We start from the raw sequence: 16578 nt of genomic DNA, 5'->3' as shown, positions 1-16578 counted from the left end.
GCAACGCTTTTTATCCACATCGGTGCAGATTCACGTAGAGTCCGCGTGTTTGCGGCGTGGCGGCGTGACGTCGTGGTCGCCTGAGACCAGCAGCCGCCGCAAGATACTAACATATATATTGACATACCCAAAGGTATTTTCCTTCCGCTGCAGTCGTACGAATATGGCACGAGAGGGGTATCAGGCGAAGCTCGGCGAGCTTCAAGAGGACGTACTGTACATGAGCGAGCTCGTGCTCGAGCGACTTCGCACGGGGCTATCGGCGCTCGAAGAGAAGGACGATGAGCTGGCGTGGGAGGTCATCGAAGGAGACGGCGAGATCAATCAGCTGTATCTCGACTTAGAGAGCGACTGTATCGACCTGTTGAGTCTCCAGCAGCCGGTGGCCGGCGACCTGCGATTCATCGCGGCATCGTTCAAGATCATCACCGACCTCGAACGCATCGGTGACCTCGCGACAAATCTGGGGGAGTACACCCTCGACGCAGAGCAGGACCGCTATCCGGACGTGGATATCCAGGCAATCGGCGATGCCGTCATCGAGATGGTGGAAGACGCGATGGGTGCGTACGACGACGAGGACGCAGACCGCACGTTCGAGGTCGCAGAGCGCGACGACGAGATCGACGAGTTGTGTGAGCGCGCCTCCACGGTCGTCGTGCGCGACCTCATCGAGACGGAGATCGAAGCCGACAGCGACGATGCCGAGATCGAGGCGCTGATGGCCGACGTGTCGCGGTTCCTGCTCACCGTGCGCGATCTTGAACGCGTCGGTGACCACGCCGTCAACATCGCGGGTCGGACTCTCTACATGGTCGAGTCCGACGACGAGCTTATTTACTGAACTCCTCGGTGAGTTCGTTCACGCGGTGTTGGCCGACGTTCTCGACGGCAAACCGGTACAGTTCGTCGTCGGCAACGACGACGAGCACTTCCTTCGAGGACCGGAGCCACAGATAGAACGCGGCCGGCGACAGCACGAACAGCCCGGCGCCGACCGGTGCTATCGTCCAGAAGTCGACACCAGCGGCGACGCCGACTGTCGGGACGAGCACGGCGAGGAGGATGAGACTCATTCCGGCGACGAGCGGACGGAAGTCACGGCGACCGTGGGAGATGTGCGCGTCGGTGATATCGTCGGGGTCGAAGGTCCGGTCGCCGATGGTGAGTTTATCCATCTTCGTCCACCTCGATTTGGTCTTCGTCCGGCACATCCATTATCTGTGCGGCGAGCGACTCCATGTCGCCCGTCTCCATCGCGCTTTGGACGAGGAGATGCCCGCCGATGACAGCCGGCGAGATGACCGTATCGGCACCGGCTCGCCGGAGCTTCTTTGCGTTCTCGCGTTCGGTGGCGGCCGCCACGATGTTCAGTTCGGGGCTGAGTTCGCGGGCTGTGAGTATCGCGAGCGCGTCCTGTGCGTCGTCGTCGGTGGCGGCCACCAGCGCGCGGGCACGCTCGACACCGACCCGGGAGAGCGGCTCCTCGTCGGAGGGGTCGGCGACGACCACTTCGATGTCCTTGGCCCGAAACTCCTGTGCCCGTTCGGACGAGCGCGTGATAACGACGAACTGCGGGGGCGTCGCGGCAGCGGCGAGTTCTTCGATAACCGGTTCGGTGAGGTCTGAGACCCCGACCACGATGATGTGGTTGTCGAGGATGTCGAGTGTAGAGTCGTTCATGATTCCGAGTGCGTTCGTGAAGCGGGCCTCGATCGCCGGCCCGACGAGGGTGGTGAGTGCGACACCGAAGCTAGCGACGCCGAGGACGATGACGGACATCGTGAACAGCCGCGCTTCGGGGGAGGCGGTAGCGGGGATGGCGTCACCGTAGCCGACCGTTGAGGAAGTGACCAGCGTGAAGTAGAAGGCGTCGGTGACCGACTGGATGCCGGTGAACTCCTCGCGGAGCACGTACGAGCCGATGGTGCCGTACGCCTGCGTGCCGACGACGGCGAGCAGCGACGCGAGCTGTGCCGTCGAGAGGTCGAACTCCCGGTCGAACAGCCGATGATTCGCGAGCACCGTCGGAATGGAGACGAGCGAAACCACGACCAGTGGATAGGAGTACTGACTCGCCTGCGCCAGCCCCTGAACAGCGGTGACGGGCAGCAGGATGACCGTGAGAATCCACGCCACACGCAGTTGGTTTCGGAGCCCGTACGCGGCTGCCATCATCAGGAAGCCGGTGAGCACGCCGGTGAACCCGACCGTCTGTTCGACCGTCGGCGAGACGTACGGTGCGAGCGGTCCGGAGACGTTCATCGAACCGATGTTGACGATGCCGGTGACGACGGAGAGGACGGCGACGAGTGCGGGGAGCCACAGCGCAGCCTGGGCACCGAGGACGCGTGCCAGCCGCTTCGGTCGTGTCGTCGATGCGTCTCCCTCGCTCATACCCGCTGGAACCGCGGGAATCGGGATAAACCGTCCGATAGCTGTATTTGGGTCGCGCGTGAGTGGCGGGTATGGCTGCGCTTCCCGCCGAGATACTCCAAGGCGTCTATCTCGGTATCCTCACCGGACTGTTGCCGACGCTGGTCGCGTTTAGTCTCGGTTTCGGATTCAAGTACATCACCGGCGTGAGCATCCCCGGCTTCGGTGTCGTCGTATTGTCGCTCGCGCTCGCTGGCGTCAACGGCGGACTGCTCGCGCTCACCGACCAGACCATCACGCAGTCAGCGACGGGTCCGGTCATCATCACCCCGATTCTCGTCATTCTGATGTTGTCGCTGTACGCCCACGCCAAGGGCGACGCGCTGGGGGCAACGTTCCCGCGGCGATTTACGCTCTCCGCGCTTCGGGCCCAGACGCTCTCAAACGACGTGGTCGAGTTCGTCGGCGGGCGCGGACAGGTAGCGCTCGAAATTGTCGGCGATATCGCCGACATGGAAGCGTACCCGCCGCTTTCCGACGATATCCGCGCCAGCATCAAGACGGAGACGTGGAAGCTTCCCGCCGATCTCGGGCTGGAGGAGTTGGAAGCGCGGTTCAGAGAGCGACTCCGAACGGAGTTCGACCTCGCGGACGCGGCGGTCACCATCGATGCGCAGGGGAAGGCGACTGTCGCCGCCGCGCCGCCCGTGTCAGCGCTCTCGAAACGGATTCCCGCCGGCAAGCGAGCCGTCTCCGTCGACGCGCTCGTCCCGACCGGCTGGCGCGGGGTGATATCGTCACGCTCCACACGAGCGAGGCGGCCATCGAGGGGACGCTCGTCAGCGCACGATCTGGCAGGAAGAGCGACCCCGAAGGGTCACCACGGTCACGTTGGCGGCCGAGTCGCCGCTCGTCGGTCAGGCGGTCGGTTCCCTCGACGTGACGGTCGTCGCGGTCCACAGCCAGGCTGGGACCGAGCCGCTCGTCCCCGATACGCGGACGCTCGCGGCCGGAGAGACACTGTACATCATCGCCAAGCCCGACGCGGTCCGGCGGGTTGAGGCCGCAGCCACCGGAGCCGACACCGACTAATCCCGTCGGCTCCACGTACCCGTATGGCAGACGACGCCCAGACGATTGACCCGAGCGAAATCGGCGAGACAGACGCTCCGCCCGTCGACGAGGCACCGTACAAACTCGTCTTCGAGGCCAACAAGTGTATCGCCGCGGGGAAATGTGCCGAGGTCTCGACCAACTGGGAGATGGAGCTTTCCACCGGGATTGCAAAGCCGAACACCTACTTCTTCGGCGAGGAGGACCTCGACCACAACGTCCGCGCCGCGGAGGTGTGTCCGGCAAAGAAGGACCGCGGCGTCATCCACGTCATCGATCGCCGAACGAACAAGGAGATCGCCCCTGACCCAGAGGGAGACGGCACGCTCTCCGTCGACTGGTAGCGAACAGGCGACCCCCCGCTGTCCCGGACCGTGGGTCACGCTCCCGCCGTGGCGGCCCGGGGCTACGTCGTTACATCGACGGGACTGGTACGTCTTCGGTATTAAATGGCGACCGTAACGGCTTTTCGACGCGCGCGACGACAGAGTGGTAGGCGGGGATGGCTGAGTCTGGCCAAAGGCGGCGGACTTAAGATCCGCTCTCGTAGGAGTTCGTGGGTTCGAATCCCTCTCCCCGCACTTTTTTGCCGACTCGGGCTTCCTCGCGCGCCTTCGGCGCGCTGTGGGAGCCGCTCGCGGCAAAAACCTGCAATAAAAACCGTAGCCGCGCCTCCCGCCGGTCGGCGCGGTGAAACGCCTCGCTTCGCTCGGCGTATGCACTGGAGTACGGCAACGTGCGACTTTTGTTCCTGTCTCGCCAATCGCTCGTGATGACGATTCCCGAGAGTGCCGAGCGCGCGTTCGACGCACACGATGCCTACGACCGCGACGGCGACGAGTACGAACTGACGACTATCACCTTCGAGAGCCGCGTCAAGGCGAGCGAAACCGACAACTGGGCACACGAGTACACCGTCGTCGTCCGCGCGCCGATGCTGTCGTCGGTCGTAGACGGCGAGGTCGGCCCGGATCTCGAGGCCGGCTGGTTCGACACCCTCGCGCTCCGGATGGAGGATGCTCCCGATGCCATCCGCGATAATCTGGAGCTGGACCGACTCGACGTCCACGAGGAGCTCGGCGACGCGGTCGTCGTCTTCGAATTCACGTGGGGAAACGCCGACCGCGCGCCCGCGGTTGCGAAGGCGCTCGCCGAGTACGTCGAAGGCACCTACATGGAGGGTGTCGTCCCCGGCTTCGACTACACCGACCCAGTCGACTCACTGCTCGCGTCGGCGAGTCAGGGCGACGGCACCGGTACCCCGCTGTAGCTACTCGATAACGACCGCCTTCGACCCGCAAAACAGACAGCTATCGCCGTGTCTGATCGCGACGAGCTGTCGGCCACAGTTGAGACAGTGACACAACTCGCGATCGGTGGCTGCGAGCTGTCGCGCGATTGCCGGCGACTGTGGTGGTATCGCTCGGTCTGTCTCTCGAAGCGGCAGCTCGTCATCGCTCATACCACCAGTACGGTCCGGATCCGCTTGAACTGTCTGCCGAATCAGGCCGTCGTGATCAGTTCGATGACGTCGCGCTCGTCGAGGACGTGGTCGCCGCCGACCTGTCGCTCGGTCCGGCAGTCAATGCCGTGGAGCAGCCCGTCGCCGATGTCGGAGTGGATGTGGTAGGCGAAATCGGAGGTGGTCGACCCGCGGGGAAGGAGGAAGCAGTCGCGGAACTCACCCTCCTCGTCGGCCTTCCCGTTGGCGCTCCCCGGGAAGACGGGCATGACGCCGAGCACGTCGAACAGCGCGCGCTCGATTGCACCCTGGACGCCGGTGCCGTCGTACTCGCTCGTGAAGTCGGCAATCGCCTCCAGCCCCTGTTCCTGCTCGTCGGAGATGTCGCCGACGATATCGAACTCGGCGTCGCCGGGCGTGTAGTCGACGACGCCGCCCTCCGCGGCGTTCTTGAGTGCCTTCTCGGCGTGTGCGCTCGTCGGGACAAAGGTGAGGTGGTCGTAGTCGTCGTCCGTCGTGACCTCCGCCCAGTTTGCCTGTGCCTCCGGCGTGTCCATCTTGTTGGCCGCGATGAGGATGGGCTTCGTCTCCTTGCGAATCTCGCGGGCCAGTTCGAACGTGTCCTCGTCGTCCCACGCCTCGGGTTCGAGCGAGAGGTCACACCGAAGTATGAGCTTCTTGATCTCGTCTTTGTTGGTGCGGAACGCCGACATCTGTTCCGCGAGCACGACCTCTACGTCGGTGTTTTCCTTGTCGTAGGCGTCGGCGTACTTGTCGAGGCCCTTGCCGAGAATCTCCAGATACCACTGGTCGAGTTCGTCCTCGAGGAAGTCGATATCCTCGCGGGGGTCGTGGCCCTCCGTGCGTTCGCCCTCGGCGTCGGTCGTCCCCGAGAAGTCGACGACGTGGACAAGCGCGTCGGCCTCGTTCAGGTCGGTGAGGAACTGATTGCCCAGCCCCTTCCCTTCGTGTGCGCCGGGGACGAGTCCGGCCACGTCGAGCAGTCGGACGGGGACGAATCGCGTTCCCTCATCACAGTAGCCGACGCTCGGGGTACATTCGGTGTCGAACTCGGGGGCCGCGCAGTCAACGCGCACGTACGCCTCGCCCACGGACGGGTCGATTGTCGTGAACGGGTACGCGCCCTCTGGCACGTCGTTCATCGTCGCCGCGTTGAAGAACGTGGATTTGCCGACCGACGGCTTCCCCACGAGACCGATGGTGTAGCTCACTATCTGTCTCCGGCGATTCGCGTATTTCAATGTTGTTGCCGCGCCGTCCAGTGGTATGTGTTGTCATGGACTGGTGTTTAGGGAGATGTGAGAGATGAATCCGTACGTCTTGCTCGGTGTATCTGCTTCGACACCACCCGAACGTCCTCGCTTAAGTCGTCTACCCTTTGGATACTATCTTGAAATCCCCCGCTTGAGCTTCCGACTCTCTCGACAGTACCTCGAAAGCCCCCGCGCCGCTACGGTTGCTCCCCTCGCTGCGCTCGCTCCAGTGCTTGCGTCGGCGGGCGTCCCGTACCGGCACGGCCCTTTTCACTCCCCCCGGCCGCACCGCGCGCTCGCGTGTCGCTTCGCTCCCGCTCGCTGGCCCGCGGCCTCCGGCCGCTCCCCCAACCCTCCCCCGGACCGCACACGCGCCGCGGGCGCGGTGCGGTAGGCCACCGCCACGGTTGCCTATTCAGTCGGTGCAGTGGCGTGGTCCGAGCGCGCATCGGCGCGCGAGTCAGCGCGAGGTCGTCGCGAGGGCACCGAGCGACGGCTTGTCAGCGCGTGCTCTGACAGTGGATGAGCGACCGGAGGGAGCGAATCGGCTGGGGAGGCGTGTGGGCGGTGCTATCGGGCGGACCGAAAGGGGTCCTGAAGTCTGCCATGGCAGACTTCAGGGTCAGCACGACGCGCAGCGTCTTGCAGAGACGGGCGTGTCGCACGTGTTTGGTCGGTTCCGTGACTACTATCGGTCGGTCGCTACGCTCGCCCCCGATATATTACGGGGACAGCGGGAGAGCGACGCTCTCCCAAGCAGCCGGCGGTGCAACCACCGGCAAGACCGCGACACGTCCGGGGCTTTCAACCCAGAAGTAACAGCGAAATCAGCGAATCAGCCAGAATTAGAGCAGTCACCAAGCGACACGTCCGGGGCTGTCAGGCTGGAAGTAACGAGAACGCGGTCAGCGAAGACCACATGAATGCAGGCAAATCCAGACCACTTTCACCACGCTTGGCGAGCACCCTTACCGTCAACGCTCCAGCAGAAACCATGCAGTCACCGAGCACAATCATGACAGACGAGACGTACTGGCTCCGGGCGAGTGCGGTCACCGACGCGGCCACTGGAACGGACGCGTGCTTCGACGACCACGACGTACTCCGTCCCGAGGAGACGACGAAAGCCGACCTCCCGCCGACGGACGAAGAGCCCGTCGCGCGAATCGACCGGGGCGCCCTCGACGAACAGAAGTTCATCGGCAAGTGGCAGGTGATGGGGTCGGCCGACCGCATCGACGCGCTGTGGCCCGATGTCGTCGCGAGCGTCGAATCCCAGACCCTCTGGGCGGTGAAGGCGATGACGGGATTCGGCTTCGGTGCGCTGGAGATGTACGACGAGTACGTGCTCACGGTGTACACGCCGAACTACGTCGACACCGACGACGTACACCGGGTGCGCGAGCACCTCCGCGAGCACCACGGCGTCACGGAGCCGTGTTACTACAAGCCGGACATCTACACGGCGAAGGGAATCGTCGCCGACAGCGTCGAGGAGTTCGGACTAGAGAAGCCAGCCCGCTACGTCGAGTAAGCCCGCGAGCGTCGATTACTCGAAAGCCCGCAGGACGCCGGCACCGTCCGTCCCGGCACCGTTCGACGCGCCGATATCGTCGAGCGTGGCGCGCTCGGGATGGGGCATCAACACGGCGACCGTCTCGCGCTCGCCGAGTACGCCCGCGACGTTGTCCGTCGAGCCGTTTGGATTCGCCACGTCGGTGACGGTGCCGTCGGCCTCACAGTAGCGGAACAACACGCGGTCGTCGCTGCGAATGGCGTCCAGTTTTCGCGGCTCGATTTCGAACCGCCCCTCGCCGTGCGCGATGGGAAGCGAGATGACCTCGCCCTCGGTGAAGGCGCTGGTAAAGGGCGTGTCGGCGTTCTCGACGCGCAGGTGGACGTGTTCACACTGGAAGCGCGCCGACCGGTTGGTCGTGAACGCCCCGGGTGTCAGGCCGGACTCGGAGCCGATTTGCGCGCCGTTGCACACGCCGAGCACGGGAACACCATCCTCAGCGAGGGCGCGCACCTCGTCCATGATGGGCGAGCGAGCGGCCATCGCGCCGGCACGGAGATAATCGCCGTAAGAGAATCCGCCGGGGATAACGATGCCGTCGGTCGCCTCCGGCAGACCGTCCTCGTGCCAGACGATTTCGGCGTCGATGTCGAGCGAGCCGAGTGCGAGCGCGGCGTCGCGGTCGCAGTTCGAGCCGCCAAAGCGGACGATAGAGACGGTCACGGCCGCCACCTCGTGTAGCGGGCGGCCGGCTCCGTCACAGAGATCGAGACCGTCATTCCGCCTCGACCACGTCCACGTCGTAGTCGTGGATGGTGGGGTTCGCGAGGAGGCGTTCGGCCATCTCGTCGGCGCGCTCGCGGGCGCTTCTCGCGTCGTCGGCGTCGAGGTCGATGTCGAAGCGGTCGGCACTGCGAAGCCCGTCGAGGTCGAAGCCGAGCCGTTCGAGCGCCTTGCGCGTCTGGTCGGCCTCGGGGTCGAGCACCCCGTGTTTGAGCCGGACCGTCACCGTCGCGGTGTAGGCTGTCATACGCGAGGGTGCGTATCCGTGGATGAAAACGGTTCCGGGTTCGGTGGCCTGTACACAGGGATGCACAGCGATGCTTGCACGGAGCGCGCGGCTTTTGCCCGCCGGTGAACGTTGGCCGGTATGACCCGCGAGTACACCCAGATAACCGTCATCGGCGAGGACACGACGGGTATCATCGCCCGCGTCACCACCCTCCTGTACGACCGCGCTATCAACATCGAGGACCTCGACCAGGCCGTCCGCGAGGGGCTGTTCCGGATGACTCTCCACGTCGACACGAGCGAGATGACCTGCTCGCAGGCGGAGCTTCGCGAGGCGCTCGACGAGCTGGGCGAGGAAATCGGTCACGAAGTCCGAATCCGGTTCCCCGACGACCGCGACACACAGACCATCGCCGTTCTCGCAACGAAGGAGACCCACGCCCCCGAGGCCCTGTTTGCGGCCCACGAGGAAGGGACTCTCGACGCCGATATTTCCGTCCTCATCTCGAACCACAGCGAACTCGACGGACTCGCCGCCGACTACGACGTGCCGTTTCACGATATCGGCGACGAGAAGGGAACTCCCGACGAGGACGAACTGCTCACTCTCCTGGAAGAGTACGACGCCGACCTCATCGTGCTCGCACGATACATGCGCATCATCGGTCCGGAGGTCGTCTTCCGGTACGAGGACCGCATCATCAACATCCACCCGAGCCTGCTCCCCTCCTTCCCCGGCGCGCGTGCCTACCAGCAGGCTCGACAGGAGGGCGTTCGCGTCGGCGGCGTCACCGCCCACTACGTCACGACCGACCTCGATCAAGGTCCCATCATCGCCCAGCGCGCCTTCGACGTGCCCGCCGACGCCACCGTCGACGAACTCGAACGACGGGGGCAACCGCTCGAAGCCTCAGCGCTTCTCGAAGCGGTTCGGCTCCATCTGGACGACGCAGTCTACGTCCACCAGGGTCGCGTGGAGCTTCGTGACGGTATCGAGACCGGAGACTACCAGCTCGGCTTACCCGAGAAGGTGCGCGACTGGAATCCCTCGGTCCCGGTCGACGGCGAGCCGCTCTAACCCAGGTCGCGTACCGCCTCGACCGCCTCTGAGAGCGGTGGCGCGTCGAACAGCTCGCGGCCGAGATACGCGTTCGCGCCCGCACGGTACATCTCGCTTGCCGTCTCCAGTACGGTCTCGGGAAGCGGCTCGGGTTCGTGCTCGCACAGTTCCCGCCAGTCAGCTACGTCCTGTTTCTTCGCGCGCTCCTTCGCCTCGCTCACCGCCTCGACCCACGCCGCCTGCTCGCGCTTGTGGTACTGTCTGATGACCTCCTTCGAGAGCTGTTGGCCGTCGTACGAGAAGCGATTCTCGTCGAACGTTCCGACCACGTCGGCCACCAGAATCTCGCTGTCGGAGTAACAGCACTCGATTTTGCCGTCCTCGTGGACGAGTCCCGCGCGGGCGGCGTTCCCCGTCACGAGGTCGTTCACCTCGCGCGCAATGGTTTCGAGGGCATCGATGTCGGCTTCCCCTGCGATGTCGTCGGCTTCCTCACGAGTGAGATATCGGTCTGACTCCTCGTACTTGGTCGAGAATTCGATGACGGCTTCGGAGAGGTCGACCGACTCGTCGGGCCACGAGTCCACGTCGAGTCCGTGCTCGCGTGGCTCGCTCCGCGACCGGAGCGACGACCCGACCGGCACCGTGTTCCGGAAGACGATTTCGAGCGGAATCAGGTAGTTCCGGCCGGCGTCGGCGTGGAACGCGTCGTAGTCGTACTCGCGGCCCTCGTGCGGGAGGTCGGGTACCTGCGTCAGGTCGATCGCCATCTCGCGTGGCGGTTCCTCGGCGTCGGCGAGCGGAATCGGCTCGTCGCCGTCGTCGGTGACGACGCCACGGTAATGCGTCGAGATGCCCTCGGCTTCGAGCGCCTCGAAGTTCGCGGCCCCCATCGCACAGAGGCTCCGGCCCTTCTGTGGAACCTCGTCGGGCATCTTCCCCCAATCGAAGACGGAGTAGTCGTCGGTGAACACGAACGCGCCTCGGCCCAGTCGTGCCGAAGTCGCCTCCTCCGCGACCCGGAACTCCTTGACGCTCGTCATACCTCTCCGTTCTGGCGGCGTTGTATAGTCGTTTCCTCTCGTTTGTTTGGTGGTGATTGTGTTTCGAACAGTTCCTCGGCGTCTTCGACATCGTCTCGGAAGTGTTCGCTCGGGTCGTCTACTGCTTCGATACAACCTCGAAAGCCCCCGCGCCGCTACGGTCGCGCGTCTCGCTGCGCGCTTCGCTCACTGCGCTCGCTCCAGTGCTTGCGTCGCCGGGCGTCCCGTACCGGCACGGCCCCTTTCATTCCCACCCAACAGCCCCGCAATCGCACCGCACCAACCTTTCCCCACACCGCACACGCGCCAGAGGCGCGGTGCGGTAGGCCACCGCCTCGGTTGCTCAATCGAGCGACGCGGTGCGGTGGCGTGAGCCGGCGCGCCTCGTGCGCGCCCGTCGTCGCGAGGGACGAGTGAGTGAAACGAACGAGTCGGCTGGGGAGGCGTGTGGGCGGTTCGGGGGGACTGAAAGGGGCGGGCGTGTCGCGCGTGCGTGGTCGGTTCCGTGACCACAATCGGGAGCGAACGCAGTGAGCGACCGATATGTCACGGAGCGACCGCGACACGCCCGGGGCTTTCAAGCCGTACTCACCAACGTAGTTGCGGTCACCAAGCGACACGTCCGGGGCTTTCAAGTTGGAAGTAACAGAGTAGTCAGAGAGACATACATCTGAGAGTTTCAGACACTCCCCAGCAGAGCAATCAGAAGGGGCAACATAACAATCGAAAGCTAGTCCAGAACCAGGCGAACACTTCAAGACCGAGAAAAGAGAACAACCGGACGAATGCAGCTCGACGACTACATCGACGGGCTCGGCGAGGACGAGGAGGCGCGGCGTCGCCAGCTCGCGAAGGAGAAATCCTACGAGATAACCGAGTATCTCGAAGACGTCGAGCAGTCGATCGACGAAACCCTCCAAGACGACGCCCTGTTCGGGTCGACGGCACCGGGCATCTTCGTCGGGAGCGCCTCGTATCCAGACGTGTCAGCGGGCGTGCTCGCGCCGGTCAGCGAACCCGACCGCGCCGCCGAGTTCGAGACCGGGCCACACTGGTATCGCCGGGGCTACACCATCGACGACGTGTTCCAGTCGCGGACGAATCTCCTCAACTCCGCGAAACGGACGAACGTCCACGTCGCCGACGAGTGGGACGGCTTCACCGGCGTCCAACGAGAGGTCGCCATCGCTGACCGACCCGTCGACGTGGAACTCGGACTCGACGGCCGTCCCGAGGTCGACATGGACCTCTCCGTCGACGACATCTCGACGCCGACGGGGCCGCGCGCGACGGCCGAGTACGTCGACCTCGCGGAGAATCCACACGTTCCAAAGCCCGTCGAGTACACCCTCTCTGACGACGACTGGAAGGCCGAGGGCGCGATGACCTACCTGTACAACCGTGGTCTCGACGTGTACCAAATCGAGAACGTGCTCGCGGCGGGAGCGCTCGGCGAGACGCAAAGTCGGAAGCTCGTACCGACGCGCTGGTCGATTACGGCCGTCGACGACACCATCTGTAACTTCCTGCGCGGGCAGATTCACAACCGGCCGAGCGTCGACGCGACGGAGGTGTGGTACAACGAGTATCTGGGCAATCGCTTCTGGGTGATTCTCGCGCCCGGCGACTTCGAGTTCGAACTCGTGGAGCTGAAAGCGCCCGGCTCCGTCTGGAACCCGGCGGGCCGCGGCTACAACGTCACCAGCGACTACGAGGGGTTCGAGGGCCGGACGAGCTATGCGAACGAGACGGCGGGAGCCTACTACGCCGCCAAGCTCGGCGCGTTAGAGAACCTCGCCGACCGCGGCCGACAGGCGAAGGTGCTCGTCGTCCGCCACGTCACCCCCGACTACTGGGGCCCGGCGGGCGTCTGGCAGGTGCGCGAGACGGTCAGAAACGCCTTCGAAGAGGGCGAAGCCGGCGAGGCGGAGACGCTCCACGACGCGGTGCGTGAACTCACGCCGCGGTGGCCCGTCGACATCGACACGCTGCGGCGCAACTCGGAGCTCGTGGCGGGCGTCCAGGCGAGTCTCGCGGATTTCAGTCGATGAACAAGCGATAAATCCGTCTATGCGTCAAGCCGTCAGTATGCTCGCGCCGCCACAGGCGTTTAGCACGCTCGATGTCGTCGTCGTCGTGCTCGGGCTTCCGCTACTGATTATCTCCGTCGCGGCGTGGCGGATGCTGGAAGCGTTCGAGTCCGAGCCTGACGAGCAGCATTAAGCCGCGTCGAGGTTCGCCCACGCCTCGCTCACCAGTTCGCCCGTGTCGGCGACGATATCGGCCATCGCGTCGTCGTCGGGTGCGACCCCCGAGAGGCGCGCAATCTTCATGATGGAGACGTGATAGACGACCTGCCGGCCGGGGGACTCCTCCCACACGACGACGTTACACGGGAACAGCGCGCCCAGCTTCTTGTCCGAGGCGTCGAGCGCACGGTCGGCCATCGTCGGATTGCAGGCCCCGAGCACGTAGTAGGGGTCGCGGTCGGCGTCGACCTTCTCGTTGAGCATCTCCGACGGGGAAAACTCGACTGGCACGCCGAAGCCGGCGTCGGTGAACACCCCACGGACGTGTTCGATGGCTTCGTCGTGGTCCATCTCCAAGACTGCGCGGTGCTCGCCGATGTCTTCGGGGTCCAGTGTCGCGGGGTCGAACGGAAGCATAGCTACGGGTTCGGGCGCGGAGACAAAAGCGTACGCGTCGCGTTACTCGGTCGCGACCGGGCCGGTCCCGGCGACGGCACGGACCGCCTGCTCGAACTCCTGTCGGGTCGGGAAGTAGGTCTCGTCGCTCGCGTCGAGTAGCTCGCCGAGTTCGCGGGGACCGTCGGGGGTGCGAATCTCGGTGTCGCCCTCGCGGCGCACGATTTCGCTCACCTCGATACCGAAGTGGAGTCGCGAGGTGACCTGTGCGAGCGGGACGCCGGCCACGTCCGGCCCCTCGCCAAGTTCGACAGCCGGTTCCTCGGGTTCCTCGTCGTCGTCAGCCATACCATCGGTTCCGGTGGCCGGCGGTTAATCGTTGCGGACCGGCGGAGACGGCGAGCAGAAGACGTATTCGCCGGCCGGCGGTATCACGCGTATGGCCGAGCGAACGACCCGCGAGCGGATTGCCGACCACCTGCGCGAGCAGTCGGCCGAGGCCGGCACGCTCGCAAACGAGTTCGAGATTACGACGAATGCGGCGCTGTCACACGTCGACCACATCGCCAAGTCCCTCGACGGCACGGACGAGGAACTGCTCGCTGCACCCCCTACCTGCAACGACTGCGGCTTCGACGACTTCAACGACCTGATCAATCGCCCGTCGCGGTGTCCCGAGTGCAAAAGCGAGTCACTCACCGAACCCGCCTTCACTATCAGATGAGCAGCCGGAGGAATCCGGGGACGAAGACCCCCAGTCCGAGCACGTAGGTCGTGGCCGTGACGAGCCAATCGCGGCGAATCTGACGGTAGCTGCCCGACAGCGAGTCGAATCGCGGCAGGACGACGTACGAGAAGAAACCGACGAGGAAGACGAACGTCACCAACAGCGCGAGCAGATGCGTCAACAGCGGGAGCTGTGTCCCGCCGACGTACAGCTCCGGCGGCGGCGTGAGGCCCTCGATACCGTACTCGACGGCGGTGTAGAACACGCCCGCGAGGATGCCGGCCGCGTAGTGAAGCCCGGAGGCGAGCGTCGGATCGACTCCCTCGGGGTCGCTCCCGGTGAGGACCCCGGCCGCGACGAACGGCGGGGTCGACCCCTCCGGGAGCCGGTGCATCGGCACGTTCGAGACGATTGCGGCGAGCAGGCCGGCGACCGCCCCGAGCACGTACACCGTCGAGGTCGTCAACGCCGGACTGTGCAGGAACACGTCGAAGGTGAACACGGGTAGAGACGTGCGCTCCAGCGACAAAATCACTCGCGTTCTCTCCGTCGTATTCGCTCACTCGCGTTCGCCCGTCTGAATCGCGTCGAGTCGCTCCCACCCGAGGTCCGTCTTCGGCCCCTTCGATTCGGTGGCGAGCGCGCCGGCCGCGTTGGCCGTCGCGAGCGCTTCGGGGTGGTCTCGGTCGCGGAGTCGACTCGCGATGTAGCCGGCCGCGAAGGCGTCGCCCGCACCCGTGGTATCGACCGCCGGCGGGCGGTAGCCGTCGTGGACGTACCGCGACTCGGGCGTCTCCACGACCGCGCCGTCGGTTCCGCACTTCCTGACGACCACTGGTGGGGTGGGCGCGTCGAGACAATCGGCCTCGCGGTCGTTGACGAACAGCAGGTCCGCGGCCTCAAGCACGGGACCGTACTCGCGGGACTCAACGCGTCGCCCGGGGTCGATAGAGAGCGGGACTCCGGCGTCGGTCGCGATGTCGGCCACGCGGGCGACGGTGTCGGGTCGGTGAGCCGTCACGTGGACGTGGTCGGCGGCGCGAATCGGCTCCGGGTCGATGTCGTGGGGGCCGAGCGCCTCGTTCACGCCCGGCGTCGCGAGCACCGACACCTCCCCAGTGTCGTCGACGAGCAGGTACTTCGTCGTCGTCTCGCCGTCGACGGTGCGGAGTCGGGAGAGGTCGACGCCGGCGCGGTCGAGGTCGCGGCGCGCGAGCAGCCCGTGTTCGTCGTCGCCGACGCTCCCGACGAGCGTGACCGCACAGTCGAGCCCGGCGAGACCGACGGCGACGTTGGCCGCGGAGCCGCCGCCAGTCTGGCTCGTCTCGCGGACGACCGCCTCGGCGTCGGGGTCGGGGAGCGCGTCGAGTCGGAGCGTCACGTCCCAGTTGACGTGGCCGACACAACAGACCCGAGACATGTCTCCCTCTCACGCCGGTCGCGGTGAAAATCTCGCGGTTCCGGCCGACGGCTCACGCGATGGTGAACAAGACGAGATTGTGGACGCCGGGTCCGAAGCCGACGGCGGCCACCAGACCGAGGAACAGCGACCCCTCGCCCGGTTCATCGCGGACGTAGCCCCGGAAGGCAAACAGGACGAGCGTCGCGACGACGGCTTTCACGAGGACGAACAGCCACGCCTCGCCGAACACCGCTGCGGGCGGGAGTCCGTGGCCGGCCTCGATGAGCGCGGCCGACAGCGGCGTCTGTTCGCCGAAGCCGAGCGCGATGCCCTGTGCAGTCGAGAGACCGTCGAGGACGTGGCCGAACAGCGCGAGCACGCCCGGGAGACCAGTAACACCGACGCGTGAGCGAACGGTGAGCCAGACGCTACCCGTGACCACGACCGACAGCGCCAGCGCGCGCACCGGGCCGGCGGGCGTCACGGTCCCCGTGGCGAGGGCGTGTCGAATCCCCACACCGACGAGAACCGCGAAACAGACGCTGCCGGCGAGCGCGAGCACACCCGGAACGCCGGTGAGCGACCACGCATCTGCGGGGCGGTCGGCGACGGCGAGCCAGAGCACGCCGGCGACCACGAACGTCGTCGCGTACACGGTCGGATTGCCGAACAGCGGGGCGACAGCGTCGGGGACGGCCTCGGCCTGGTACAGCGCGTAGCCGGCCGCGCCGGTCGCCATCCAGGGTGCGAACCCGCCGGCGACTGCCGGCGTAACCGTGGGCCGCCGCCGGCGGAGACCGAGCCCGACGGCTCCGAGACCGACGAGGACGGCGAGTAGATACGGCAGCGGCGGGAGCGCCGTGCCGGCGGGCAACAGCGGTGACATACTCGTGGGGTCACCCCCGCGAGTGAAAGCGTTGTGGACTTGCCGCTGGTCTGGCCGTTATCA

At 65.6% G+C, this 16578-nt stretch carries 21 protein-coding genes, 1 tRNA gene and 1 pseudogene; 11 read left to right on the top strand and 12 right to left on the bottom strand.

Translation table 11 applies throughout. From position 1 onward, the window contains the following. The first annotated feature begins 163 nt into the window (after window positions 1-163). Complete coding sequence (gene phoU / locus DMP03_RS06845) at window positions 164-844, top strand: phosphate signaling complex protein PhoU (protein WP_152119952.1); 681 nt, start codon at window positions 164-166, stop codon at window positions 842-844. Here phoU and DMP03_RS06840 read toward each other — a convergent pair. Together DMP03_RS06840 and DMP03_RS06835 are read right to left on the bottom strand one after the other, a co-directional pair. Then, window positions 834-1178, bottom strand: a complete 345-nt coding sequence (locus tag DMP03_RS06840) for a hypothetical protein (RefSeq protein WP_152119951.1) — start codon at window positions 1176-1178, stop codon at window positions 834-836. The two genes, phoU and DMP03_RS06840, sit on opposite strands and share 11 nt — an antisense overlap. Further along, window positions 1171-2397, bottom strand: a complete 1227-nt coding sequence (locus tag DMP03_RS06835; RefSeq protein WP_152119950.1) for an NAD-binding protein — start codon at window positions 2395-2397, stop codon at window positions 1171-1173. Before DMP03_RS06835 ends, DMP03_RS06840 begins: the two co-directional genes overlap by 8 nt. A gap of 71 nt (window positions 2398-2468) precedes the next feature. Here DMP03_RS06835 and DMP03_RS14585 point away from each other — a divergent pair. The 5 genes and pseudogenes from DMP03_RS14585 to DMP03_RS06815 all read left to right on the top strand — a co-directional run. Further along, window positions 2469-3280 (top strand): annotated as a pseudogene (locus DMP03_RS14585) (potassium transporter TrkA); the annotation flags it as partial. A gap of 35 nt (window positions 3281-3315) precedes the next feature. After that, window positions 3316-3468 (top strand): hypothetical protein, encoded by a 153-nt coding sequence (locus tag DMP03_RS14910; RefSeq protein ID WP_394349302.1) that lies wholly within the window; start codon window positions 3316-3318, stop codon window positions 3466-3468. Between the two features lie 23 nt (window positions 3469-3491). Next, window positions 3492-3833, top strand: a complete 342-nt coding sequence (locus DMP03_RS06825; protein WP_152119949.1) for a ferredoxin — start codon at window positions 3492-3494, stop codon at window positions 3831-3833. A gap of 152 nt (window positions 3834-3985) precedes the next feature. Beyond that, window positions 3986-4070, top strand: a tRNA-Leu gene (locus DMP03_RS06820). Between the two features lie 191 nt (window positions 4071-4261). Then, complete coding sequence (locus DMP03_RS06815) at window positions 4262-4759, top strand: DUF5813 family protein (RefSeq protein ID WP_152119948.1); 498 nt, start codon at window positions 4262-4264, stop codon at window positions 4757-4759. Here DMP03_RS06815 and DMP03_RS06810 read toward each other — a convergent pair whose 3' ends face one another. After that, window positions 4760-4951 carry a hypothetical protein gene (locus DMP03_RS06810; protein WP_152119947.1) on the bottom strand — a complete coding sequence of 64 codons (192 nt, stop codon included), beginning with the start codon at window positions 4949-4951 and terminating at the stop codon, window positions 4760-4762. Between the two features lie 41 nt (window positions 4952-4992). After that, window positions 4993-6183: a redox-regulated ATPase YchF gene (locus DMP03_RS06805; RefSeq protein WP_152119946.1), complete on the bottom strand. Its 1191-nt coding sequence runs from the start codon at window positions 6181-6183 to the stop codon at window positions 4993-4995. Window positions 6184-7219: 1036 nt separating this feature from the next. Here DMP03_RS06805 and DMP03_RS06800 point away from each other — a divergent pair. Further along, window positions 7220-7759, top strand: a complete 540-nt coding sequence (locus tag DMP03_RS06800; RefSeq protein WP_152119945.1) for a putative phosphothreonine lyase domain-containing protein — start codon at window positions 7220-7222, stop codon at window positions 7757-7759. Between the two features lie 15 nt (window positions 7760-7774). Here DMP03_RS06800 and purQ read toward each other — a convergent pair whose 3' ends face one another. Further along, complete coding sequence (gene purQ / locus DMP03_RS06795; RefSeq protein WP_152119944.1) at window positions 7775-8464, bottom strand: phosphoribosylformylglycinamidine synthase I; 690 nt, start codon at window positions 8462-8464, stop codon at window positions 7775-7777. A 52-nt stretch (window positions 8465-8516) separates the two neighbouring features. Beyond that, a complete protein-coding gene (gene purS / locus DMP03_RS06790) occupies window positions 8517-8771 on the bottom strand; it encodes a phosphoribosylformylglycinamidine synthase subunit PurS (RefSeq protein WP_075938127.1) in 255 nt (84 codons plus the stop codon). Window positions 8772-8891: 120 nt separating this feature from the next. Here purS and DMP03_RS06785 point away from each other — a divergent pair, with 120 nt between their 5' ends. Continuing rightward, complete coding sequence (locus DMP03_RS06785) at window positions 8892-9830, top strand: formyltetrahydrofolate deformylase (RefSeq protein WP_152119943.1); 939 nt, start codon at window positions 8892-8894, stop codon at window positions 9828-9830. Here the strand turns inward: DMP03_RS06785 and DMP03_RS06780 are convergent. Next, complete coding sequence (locus tag DMP03_RS06780; RefSeq protein WP_152119942.1) at window positions 9827-10855, bottom strand: phosphoribosylaminoimidazolesuccinocarboxamide synthase; 1029 nt, start codon at window positions 10853-10855, stop codon at window positions 9827-9829. The genes DMP03_RS06785 and DMP03_RS06780 overlap by 4 nt on opposite strands. Window positions 10856-11640: 785 nt before the next feature. On the opposite strand from DMP03_RS06780, the gene nreA reads away from it, so the two are divergent. Together nreA and DMP03_RS14765 are read left to right on the top strand one after the other, a co-directional pair. Further along, complete coding sequence (gene nreA, locus DMP03_RS06775; protein WP_152119941.1) at window positions 11641-12906, top strand: DNA repair protein NreA; 1266 nt, start codon at window positions 11641-11643, stop codon at window positions 12904-12906. A gap of 37 nt (window positions 12907-12943) precedes the next feature. Then, window positions 12944-13078, top strand: coding sequence for a hypothetical protein (locus tag DMP03_RS14765; RefSeq protein WP_263969971.1), 135 nt, complete (start codon window positions 12944-12946; stop codon window positions 13076-13078). Here the strand turns inward: DMP03_RS14765 and DMP03_RS06770 are convergent. Further along, window positions 13075-13521, bottom strand: a complete 447-nt coding sequence (locus DMP03_RS06770; protein ID WP_152119940.1) for a DUF302 domain-containing protein — start codon at window positions 13519-13521, stop codon at window positions 13075-13077. The genes DMP03_RS14765 and DMP03_RS06770 overlap by 4 nt on opposite strands. A gap of 42 nt (window positions 13522-13563) precedes the next feature. After that, complete coding sequence (locus DMP03_RS06765) at window positions 13564-13848, bottom strand: DUF5789 family protein (RefSeq protein WP_152119939.1); 285 nt, start codon at window positions 13846-13848, stop codon at window positions 13564-13566. A 91-nt stretch (window positions 13849-13939) separates the two neighbouring features. Here DMP03_RS06765 and DMP03_RS06760 point away from each other — a divergent pair, with 91 nt between their 5' ends. After that, entirely contained in the window at window positions 13940-14224 is a 285-nt protein-coding gene (locus DMP03_RS06760; RefSeq protein WP_152119938.1) for a transcriptional regulator, read from the top strand. On the opposite strand, the gene DMP03_RS06755 is transcribed toward DMP03_RS06760, so the two are convergent. From DMP03_RS06755 to DMP03_RS06745, 3 genes are read right to left on the bottom strand one after another with little or no spacing between them, the layout of a single operon-like run. Further along, window positions 14217-14729: a hypothetical protein gene (locus DMP03_RS06755; protein WP_152119937.1), complete on the bottom strand. Its 513-nt coding sequence runs from the start codon at window positions 14727-14729 to the stop codon at window positions 14217-14219. The genes DMP03_RS06760 and DMP03_RS06755 overlap by 8 nt on opposite strands. Before the next feature lie 57 nt (window positions 14730-14786). Next, the gene (locus DMP03_RS06750; protein ID WP_152119936.1) at window positions 14787-15647 is read right to left on the bottom strand and encodes a carbohydrate kinase family protein; all 861 of its coding nucleotides are present in this window, start codon (window positions 15645-15647) and stop codon (window positions 14787-14789) included. Window positions 15648-15699: 52 nt separating this feature from the next. After that, a complete protein-coding gene (locus tag DMP03_RS06745) occupies window positions 15700-16515 on the bottom strand; it encodes a DUF63 family protein (RefSeq protein WP_152119935.1) in 816 nt (271 codons plus the stop codon). Window positions 16516-16578 lie beyond the last annotated feature (63 nt).

Origin of the sequence: Halosegnis rubeus, from assembly GCF_009184545.1 — an archaeon.
Taxonomy (GTDB): Archaea; Halobacteriota; Halobacteria; order Halobacteriales; family Haloarculaceae; genus Halosegnis; species Halosegnis rubeus.
This window is presented reverse-complemented; position numbering and strand designations above follow the sequence as displayed.

Bases quoted from the DNA above. Each gene is read 5' to 3' on its own strand.
- DMP03_RS06835 (WP_152119950.1), bottom strand. From the start codon at position 2,397: ATGAGCGAGGGAGACGCATCGACGACACGACCGAAGCGGCTGGCACGC.
- DMP03_RS06785 (WP_152119943.1), top strand. From the start codon at position 8,892: ATGACCCGCGAGTACACCCAGATAACCGTCATCGGCGAGGACACGACG.
- DMP03_RS06815 (WP_152119948.1), top strand. From the start codon at position 4,262: ATGACGATTCCCGAGAGTGCCGAGCGCGCGTTCGACGCACACGATGCC.
- DMP03_RS06810 (WP_152119947.1), bottom strand. From the start codon at position 4,951: ATGAGCGATGACGAGCTGCCGCTTCGAGAGACAGACCGAGCGATACCA.
- DMP03_RS06765 (WP_152119939.1), bottom strand. From the start codon at position 13,848: ATGGCTGACGACGACGAGGAACCCGAGGAACCGGCTGTCGAACTTGGC.
- purS (WP_075938127.1), bottom strand. From the start codon at position 8,771: ATGACAGCCTACACCGCGACGGTGACGGTCCGGCTCAAACACGGGGTG.
- DMP03_RS06800 (WP_152119945.1), top strand. From the start codon at position 7,220: ATGCAGTCACCGAGCACAATCATGACAGACGAGACGTACTGGCTCCGG.
- DMP03_RS06750 (WP_152119936.1), bottom strand. From the start codon at position 15,647: ATGTCTCGGGTCTGTTGTGTCGGCCACGTCAACTGGGACGTGACGCTC.
- DMP03_RS14765 (WP_263969971.1), top strand. From the start codon at position 12,944: ATGCTCGCGCCGCCACAGGCGTTTAGCACGCTCGATGTCGTCGTCGTC.
- DMP03_RS06745 (WP_152119935.1), bottom strand. From the start codon at position 16,515: ATGTCACCGCTGTTGCCCGCCGGCACGGCGCTCCCGCCGCTGCCGTAT.
- DMP03_RS06770 (WP_152119940.1), bottom strand. From the start codon at position 13,521: ATGCTTCCGTTCGACCCCGCGACACTGGACCCCGAAGACATCGGCGAG.
- nreA (WP_152119941.1), top strand. From the start codon at position 11,641: ATGCAGCTCGACGACTACATCGACGGGCTCGGCGAGGACGAGGAGGCG.
- DMP03_RS06825 (WP_152119949.1), top strand. From the start codon at position 3,492: ATGGCAGACGACGCCCAGACGATTGACCCGAGCGAAATCGGCGAGACA.
- phoU (WP_152119952.1), top strand. From the start codon at position 164: ATGGCACGAGAGGGGTATCAGGCGAAGCTCGGCGAGCTTCAAGAGGAC.
- DMP03_RS06760 (WP_152119938.1), top strand. From the start codon at position 13,940: ATGGCCGAGCGAACGACCCGCGAGCGGATTGCCGACCACCTGCGCGAG.
- DMP03_RS06780 (WP_152119942.1), bottom strand. From the start codon at position 10,855: ATGACGAGCGTCAAGGAGTTCCGGGTCGCGGAGGAGGCGACTTCGGCA.
- DMP03_RS06840 (WP_152119951.1), bottom strand. From the start codon at position 1,178: ATGGATAAACTCACCATCGGCGACCGGACCTTCGACCCCGACGATATC.